The sequence below is a fragment of the Hoeflea sp. genome (genome assembly GCF_984452065.1).
On record NZ_CFHWAF010000181.1, the window covers coordinates 1 to 7,645 of the forward strand.

Sequence of the window (7,645 nt, forward strand, 5' to 3'; positions counted from 1 at the left end):
ACGATTTCGCTCATCGGCCATCACCGATCTGTTGTTTCGACAAAGACGTGCTCTAAGCTTGGCGCTCCGGCACATGCACGACAAGGCCATCAAGTTCACTTGACACCTTGATCTGACAGGACAACCTGGATGTCGGTCTGACGTCAAACGCAAAATCCAGCATATCCTCCTCCATCACGTCGGGCGCGCCGACGGTCTCGCTCCATTCGTCGTCGACATAGACATGGCAGGTGGCGCACGCGCAGGCACCGCCGCACTCCGCCTCGATGCCGGGTACGGCATTGCGGATCGCATTTTCCATGACCGTCGAACCGTCTTCGGCATTGATATCGAACTTGGTGCCGTCGTGGGCGACTATGGTCAGCTTTGTCATGCAACAGGCTCCGCATTCATGGCAACAATGCGGAGTTAAAGACACTTGCGCGGAAGTCAAGCACTGTCGTGCAAATCACCGGCTCACAGCGCTCTGCGCGCAGTCCGGCTCACATGGCGGCACGCTCCGGGAGGCGGATATGCCGGTTAGCGCGACAGTCCGAAAATGAAGTTTTCGACGTCGACGACGGCGTCGGTCAGCGCATCATGGAGCTGTCCGTCCATCGGGTTCGTTTCCAGATATTGCGCGGCCCGCGACACGCTGAAGGCGCCGACGCTGTTGGCCGATCCGCGCAGGGTTCGCACGACCGCGAGGAGGTCCTTCTTCTCGGTCAGATGATTGGTGCCGCAGATCTGATTGACGCACTGGCGCGCCTGACGCGCGAAAAGACAAAGAACCTCGGTCTCGGTTTCCTTGTCGCCGCTGGTCTGTCGTGCGAGGTGAACCAGATCGATCGGTCGCTCGCTCGACGGACTACCGCCCTGCTCGGCTTGGGGCGGATCGAAAATTCCCAGATGCGCAACCATGACTTGTCCCTTTCCGTTGCTTCAAAACAGTCCACAACAGATTCTTCGGCATCGGCTTAACAGGTCCAGATTTGCGCGCGGAAAATTGCATTCATGGTTAATGCATCGTAAAAGCCGGATTTGCGGCAAATTTAACTGTGGGTATCTCCGGCGTCCGTTGTTCTTTGCTCGGGTAAGCCGGTTATTCATGCTGTAGAATTTGTTTCCGGCCGTTAACTGTGTCAGAAATGGTGGGTGGCACACGGGAAGTCTCTTAAAGAAATTAGAGGCGGCACGTGGGGAGTGCCGATGCCTTATCCGCCCGGATGTCCGGGCGCTTGCGGCACCGTTTGCGACGGCGGTCATTCCCATTGCAGAAAGGGCTGGCCCACTGCAGAAAGGGCTGGAAATCCCGGACATGTATCGGGATCCGGGGTACAGAGTACGAGGCATTGATCAGTATGGCGAAGAGAACCGCTCAAAACAAAACGGTCGAAGACGATCCGCTCAAGGCGCTGGAGGATGCGCTGCGGCTTGATCTTGAGGAGGACGAGGGCACGGATCTGGCGGCGGAACCGTCCCTGGAGGATCTCGAAGCTCAGGTCGCTTCGGCTGCGGCGGAACTTGCAAAAACGGATTCCGAAGCCACGGCCCGTTCCACCAGTGGCGGCAAGCGCCAGTCCACGGCTCGCCGCGGCTCTTCAAAGAACGGATCGCGTTCATCGTCGTCGGCCCCTGCCCAAAAAGCCCCTGCCAGCGAGCCGGCCCGTGCCAGCCGGCCACAGCAGCAGCGCACCCAGTCCAGAACACCCAAACGCCAGCAGCAGCAAAAGCCGGACCGCCCGTCATCGCCGCTCTTCGCCCCGGCCAATGACGACAGCCGCGAATCGCGCGCCGCCATCATGCGCTCTCTGGACGGCAAGGGCGGCCGTTCCGCCCGCATAGCGACCTATGTCCTGGCCGGCCTCTGGACGATCGGCGGCATCGGTTTCTTCAACCTCGTCTACGGAACCGGCTTCAACGACATCAACTCGACATCGGATCTCGCCAACAATCCGCAGTTCCTGCTGATGGTGCTGGCGATTGTCCTGCCCGTCATGATTATCCTCGCGTTCGGCATGATGATCGCACGCGCGCAGGAAATGCGCTCGGTGGCCAAATCCATGGCCGAGCTCGCCGTCCGGCTGTTCGAACCGGAGACCATGGCGACGGACAATATCATGCGGGTCGGACAGGCCGTCCGCCGCGAGGTGTCCGCCATCAATGAAGGCATTGAACGAACCATTGCACGCGCCTCGGAACTTGAGACACTCGTGCACTCCGAGATCAATGCGCTGGAACACAGCTATTCCGACAACGAGGTGCGTCTGCGCACTCTTGTCGAGGGTCTGAGCAACGAACGCGAGGCCATTGTCAGCCATTCCGAACGTGTGCGTGCATCCATCGTCAGCGCGCACGAGCAATTGCGCGAGGAACTGGAGACCGCCGGTGACGAGATCTCCAGCAGGCTGACGACGTCCGGCAAGGCGGTTGCCGCGCTGCTCGACACGCGGACGACAAAACTGTCCGAACAGGCCGACGAACTGACCCAATCGGTGTCGGATCTGCTGCAAAAGCGGACCGAAGCCCTGATGTTGTCCTTCGGCAATTCCGGCCGCGCGCTGGCCAGGGAGTTCGACAATCGCCTCGAGGCGCTGCAGTTCAACCTGACCGAACACGGTCAGGCTCTGCTCGGCGAGTTCGAGACCCGCGCCTCGTCGCTCGACAACAACACCAAGAAGCTCAATACGATCCTCAACGAACGCGCCCGCCAGCTCAACGAGACGCTGGTCACGCGGACGAAGGAGATCAGCGAAAGCCTCACCGTCGGCGAGCAGGCGCTCAGCGGCGGCCTCGACAATGTGATCGAGTCGCTCAACGCCAAACTCGACGAGAAGGCCGTCAATTTCCGCCAGAGCCTGCAGCACCACACGGAAGACGCCATGAGCGACCTCGACGAGCGCTCCGGTTTCTTCCAGGACAGGCTGCAGAGCAGCATCTCGCAGCTCAATACCGCGTTTGACGAGCGCGTCTCCGAGTTCACCTCCGCTTTCAAGGACCGCAGCGGGTCCTTGAAGAACAAGATGGAGGCGACGCTGAGCGCCAGCGCGGAGCGGCTGGAGGGTCTGATCGGCTTCGGCACGGCGGCCATCAACAACGCGACGTCGGACAGCGCCGAAAAACTGGAATCGACCCTTGGCTCCAGTGCGGAGCGCTTGCAGAACCTCATTCGCGAAGGCACCCAGGCAATCGGCAGCATCTCCAACGACAGCACGCAGACGCTGGCAAATACGCTGAACTCCAACGCCGAACGGCTTGAGACGATGATGTCGGAGGGCGCCGGCGCGGTCGGCCGGGCCGTGACCGAAAACACCCATGCCCTCGCGGTGACGCTCGGTTCGAACGCCGAGCGCATCGACGGCCTCATTCGCCAGGGTACCGACACGATCGCCAAGTCGATCACGGATAACACCCAGGCGCTCGAAGAGGCCCTGGATACCGGTTCAAAACGCATCGACGGTGTTGTCAGCGGCAGCGCCGATACAATCGCCCGCTCCGTGACCGAGAATACGGAAATGCTGGCGAACACACTCGGCTCCAATGCCGAGCGCATCGATACGCTTATGAGCGCCGGCAACGAGCGCATATCGGAGACCCTGTCGGGCGAATTCGTCGCGCTTTCCGGAAAGCTCGACGACAGCGTCGCGGCGATGGATTCAACGCTCTCGGCCAATGTCGACCGCATCGGTGAAACCATCGACGAGCGCACCGCAAACATGCAGGAGCGGCTGCAGACGATGGATGCGGCGCTTGGCGCGGGTCTGGAGAGCGTCACGGCAACGATCGAGACCAAGGCGCTTGGAATGGCCACGACGCTGCGCGAAACCGTCGCGCAGACCGTCGAGCACATGGACGCTGAAGCCCAGCGTTCCTATCAGTCCCTGCAGGGGATCGGCGAAGGTTTCTCGGCACGGCTCAGCGAAGCCGCGGCCAATTATTCCGACGCCATCGAGGTTCGCCTGACGGAGCGCACCGAATCGCTCAACAAGCAGCTTGCCGAACTGACCGGCCGGCTCAACGACAGCGAAACGGGCATTCTTGACGCCGCACAGGCCATCACCAGCGCCGCGATCGAGGCAGGTGACAAGGTCGGCGAGCAGGCTCAGGCGATCGCGTCCCATTTCGCCGACAGCGAAAAGGCGATGGACGTTCGCAATCAGGCCATCAGGGCAACGCTGGACGAACACACACGCGAGCTCAACTCGATGCTCTCGAACCGTTCGGCCGAGCTCACCAAGCTCATTGACGAGCAGGCGGCGCCGCTTGTGGAGGCCTACGCCGAACGCGGAAAAGCCATCACCGGCGAACTCAGGGAAATCACGCTTGCAAGCGCCGAACAACTGCAGGCGCAGAGCGCGGCTCTGGTCGATGCATTGACGTCGCGCACACGCGAAACGCTCGATGCCATCAACAGCGCCGGCAGCAGCCTGAAGACCGAGGTCACCGACCTGATTTCGGAGCTCGGTCGCAGCAATGCCGCCATTTCGCATCTGGTGAACAACACGGCGACCACGCTGGAAGAGGTCGATTCGCGCCTGACCAACACGACGGAGAAATTCGCCGATACGGCTGGACGCGCGGCGGAAATGTTCGCCGGATCGACACAGGTCCTGCAGTCCAACATCACGCAGCTGGACACGATTTCCAGCGAGACGCTGAACCGTGTCGGCGAGATTGCCGGAAATTTCGAGGAGCATTCGAAGGTTCTGTCCACCGCGTCCGACCTGCTCGGCTCGGCGCAATCCGGCCTTGCCAACACGCTGGAGGAGCGCAAGGAAGCGCTCGACAGCCTGTCCACCGGTCTGGTCACCCGCTCCGAGGAAATCGAGAAGAACATGCGTTCGCTCGAGAACATCGTGGAAGACGCTTTCGGCAAGGTCAAGGAGCGGGCCGGAAGTGCCGCCAAGGAACTCACCGGCAGCCTGTCCAACTCGGTCGAGAATATCGGCAGCCTGCTGTCCGATACTGAAAACCGGTCGTCCTCGACCGCCGAAACCATGAAACAGGCGGTCAAGGAAGCGGTTGACGATGCCATTTCGCGCTTTGCCGGCGCCACGGAGGAAATACGTCAGTCTGCGAACGAGATACGCGAGGAGTTGAACAACACGCGCTCGGAGATCAAGAAAGGCGTGTTCGATCTGCCCGAGGAGACGCGGGAGAGCACCGCCGCGATGCGCGACGCCGTATCCGAACAGATCAAGGCCCTGCAGGATTTGTCATCCATCGTGCAGCAATCCTCGCAGGTGTTCGAGCATTCCAGTGCGCGCGCGCCCGAACCGGCTGCCGCCCCTGTCATGGAGAGGAAAGCCGTCACGGAAACGCCGGCCCCGGCGGAACCGAAATCCGATCTGCGCGGCGGACTCGGTGTCATGCAGAGCGGCGGCCAGGCCGCGCCGGCCGCGGGCCGCAAGCCCCAAAGCGAGGGATGGGTTCGCGATCTTCTGCGCAGCGCGTCGCGCAAGGAAGAAGACGGGACCCAGCCGGCGCGCAATCAGGCCGGAGCCGCCGCCAGCGGCGCACGCTCACGCAACCCGCGGCAGGTGGTTGAATCGCTCAATTCCCTGTCGGTGGACATTGCACGGGCAATCGATCACGACGCCTCAGTCGACCTGTGGCGCCGTTATCAGAGCGGCGAGCGCGATATCTTCACGCGGCGGCTCTACACGCTGAAGGGTCAGAAGACCTTCGAGGAGATCAAGAACAAATACGCACAGGAGCCGGAGTTCCGCTCAGCGGTCGACCACTACATCGCCGACTTCGAAAAACTGCTTGCGGACGTCGCAAGGACGGATCGCGACAGGATGGTCACACAGACCTATCTGACGTCGGACACGGGCAAGGTCTACACCATGCTCGCCCACGCCAGCGGCCGGCTGAAGTAGCCCGGCGCATAAAGACGCAAAACCCGCCCTGCGCCAGCCGCGAGGCGGGTTTTCTTTTGCGTGCGATCCTTTGCGTGCCCGCGGCGAACCGATGAAGCGTCAGACGATTTTCAGCACCCAGGCGACAATATCGTTCATGACGTCCGCGTTGGCCCTGTCGAGCGCCGAGACAAACGCCGCATTGCTGTCGCCAAGGACGGGAGCAGTCGACTGGAAGACGCGCTGCGCGCGCACAACGCCATTGCGGTCGTTGACGATACGAACCGATATCTCGACCACCGCCGTATCGCCGCTGCCGGTAATGATCTCGAAGGATCGGATGCTTGGTGAAACGAGGTAGTCCACGGCAATGCCGTCTCCGGGCTTTCCGACCCCGCCCAGGCGGCCCGAATCCTCAAACGCCTCGATCAGTTTTTCCTGGATGATGGCCGGAAGATTGTCGGCCCATTGGGACTTTCCCAGATATTGGATGGATGACGGCGATGTCCGGATAACAATGTTGGCGCCGTCCAGCGACTTCAGCGCCGACGGATCGGTCACAACGATCTGCCGCCGTTTCGAATAGGGACCTTCGACCGGCGGGATGCCGGACAGCTCATAGGTGTCCTTCTTCTCGCCGCCGCCCACCAGCGCCGCACAGCCGCCAAGCACCATGGTGCCGATCATAAGAGCCGCTAGACCTATGGATTTGACGTCCTTCAAAGGATACCCCGCTCGCACTGTCCCCACAGCATGTCCTAGCTTTCTGTGCGTCGCGGACCAATGTCAACGCCGACGACGCCCATCGAAGGTCTTTACCTCACCGGATGTGCCGAAAAGGAGACTCTGCGGATCATCCCCGATCTTCGTGAATGTGCGCTCGATACGCGTAATCGAGCGGCGCGCCTCCGAAACCAGCGCATCGAAGTCACGCAGGCCCGATCCCGTGAAGCGCTGAAGGTTGGAAGCGATCGGCCCGATATGCGCGTTGATCTTCTCACCGACCTCCTGGAACGTCTGAAGCGTTTTCTTCGCTTCCGCCACAAGCCCGGATGCATCGCCATTGCCGAGGAAGCCGTCAAGCTTGTCGAGCGTCGTCTGAACTTTCAGCGCGGCATCGTTGAGCCTGCTGGAAAGCTGACCGACATTGGTGATGATCTGGTTGATCTGGTCGGTGCGGTTCTCGATCGTGTTGGCCACCGTCGTCAGGCTTGCAACGCCCTCCCGCGCCTGCTCGCTTGCGGCCGCGACATTGTCGACCGTCTGACGTATTTTTTCCGGATCGACCGAAGCGATCAGCGTGTCGGCCCTGCTCAGAACGGCATTGGCCTCCTCGCCCAATTGCGCAAAGTTCGATGCGGCGACCTTCAGGTCTTCAACCAGCGGCTCGATTTCAGGCGATGCTTTCGCCACATCCGCGGTGACTTTCTCGACATTGTCGACGATCTCCGCGACCTTTTGCGGATCCACCGCGGCGACAAGCTGGTCGGCGCGCGTGACCACGGATTCCAGCTTGGCCGATACATTTTCGATCGTCTGCGAGAGCGAAGATACGTTTTTGAGGAAATCGCTGATGCCGTCGGAGTTCGCCGCCAGCGCATCGGAAAACTTCTCGGCATTTTCCACCGTGCGTGTCAGCGGCCCCTTGGCGGTATCGACAAATTCCTCAATGCCTTTGACGGCATTGTTGACGCGCCCGAGAATGTCCTCCGCCGTCGCCAGGAGGTTGGTGACGCTGGATTCGTCCGCCGTCAGGATTGCGTAGCTGCCCTTCTCAACCGCCTGTTCGAGAATGGTCGGACCGG

5 protein-coding genes and 1 pseudogene are annotated in these 7,645 nt (G+C 61.2%); 2 read left to right on the forward strand and 4 right to left on the reverse strand.

Going from position 1 to position 7,645, the window contains the following annotated elements; genetic code table 11:
• Positions 1-52 precede the first annotated feature (52 nt).
• Positions 53-373: a 2Fe-2S iron-sulfur cluster-binding protein gene (locus AC5E6N_RS22110; RefSeq protein ID WP_491749837.1), complete on the reverse strand. Its 321-nt coding sequence runs from the start codon at positions 371-373 to the stop codon at positions 53-55.
• Between the two features lie 146 nt (positions 374-519).
• Entirely contained in the window at positions 520-900 is a 381-nt protein-coding gene (locus tag AC5E6N_RS22115) for an Hpt domain-containing protein (RefSeq protein ID WP_491749838.1), read from the reverse strand.
• 1,199 nt (positions 901-2,099) lie between these two features.
• Between AC5E6N_RS22115 and AC5E6N_RS22120 the strand changes: the two are divergent.
• A pseudogene (locus AC5E6N_RS22120) lies at positions 2,100-3,989 on the forward strand (apolipoprotein A-IV repeat region-like domain-containing protein); the annotation flags it as partial.
• A gap of 45 nt (positions 3,990-4,034) precedes the next feature.
• Positions 4,035-5,861, forward strand: coding sequence for a hypothetical protein (locus AC5E6N_RS22125; RefSeq protein WP_491749840.1), 1,827 nt, complete (start codon positions 4,035-4,037; stop codon positions 5,859-5,861).
• A gap of 99 nt (positions 5,862-5,960) precedes the next feature.
• On the opposite strand, the gene AC5E6N_RS22130 is transcribed toward AC5E6N_RS22125, so the two are convergent.
• Complete coding sequence (locus AC5E6N_RS22130; protein WP_491749841.1) at positions 5,961-6,527, reverse strand: ABC-type transport auxiliary lipoprotein family protein; 567 nt, start codon at positions 6,525-6,527, stop codon at positions 5,961-5,963.
• A 99-nt stretch (positions 6,528-6,626) separates the two neighbouring features.
• Positions 6,627-7,645: Mce/MlaD family protein (locus AC5E6N_RS22135; protein WP_491749839.1), on the reverse strand; the 1,019-nt coding region annotated here is incomplete at its 5' end.

What these genes read in the sequence shown, in the direction of transcription:
- AC5E6N_RS22110 (WP_491749837.1), bottom strand. Translation starts at nt 373, where the DNA reads ATGACAAAGCTGACCATAGTCGCCCACGACGGCACCAAGTTCGATATC.
- AC5E6N_RS22115 (WP_491749838.1), bottom strand. Translation starts at nt 900, where the DNA reads ATGGTTGCGCATCTGGGAATTTTCGATCCGCCCCAAGCCGAGCAGGGC.
- AC5E6N_RS22130 (WP_491749841.1), bottom strand. Translation starts at nt 6,527, where the DNA reads ATGATCGGCACCATGGTGCTTGGCGGCTGTGCGGCGCTGGTGGGCGGC.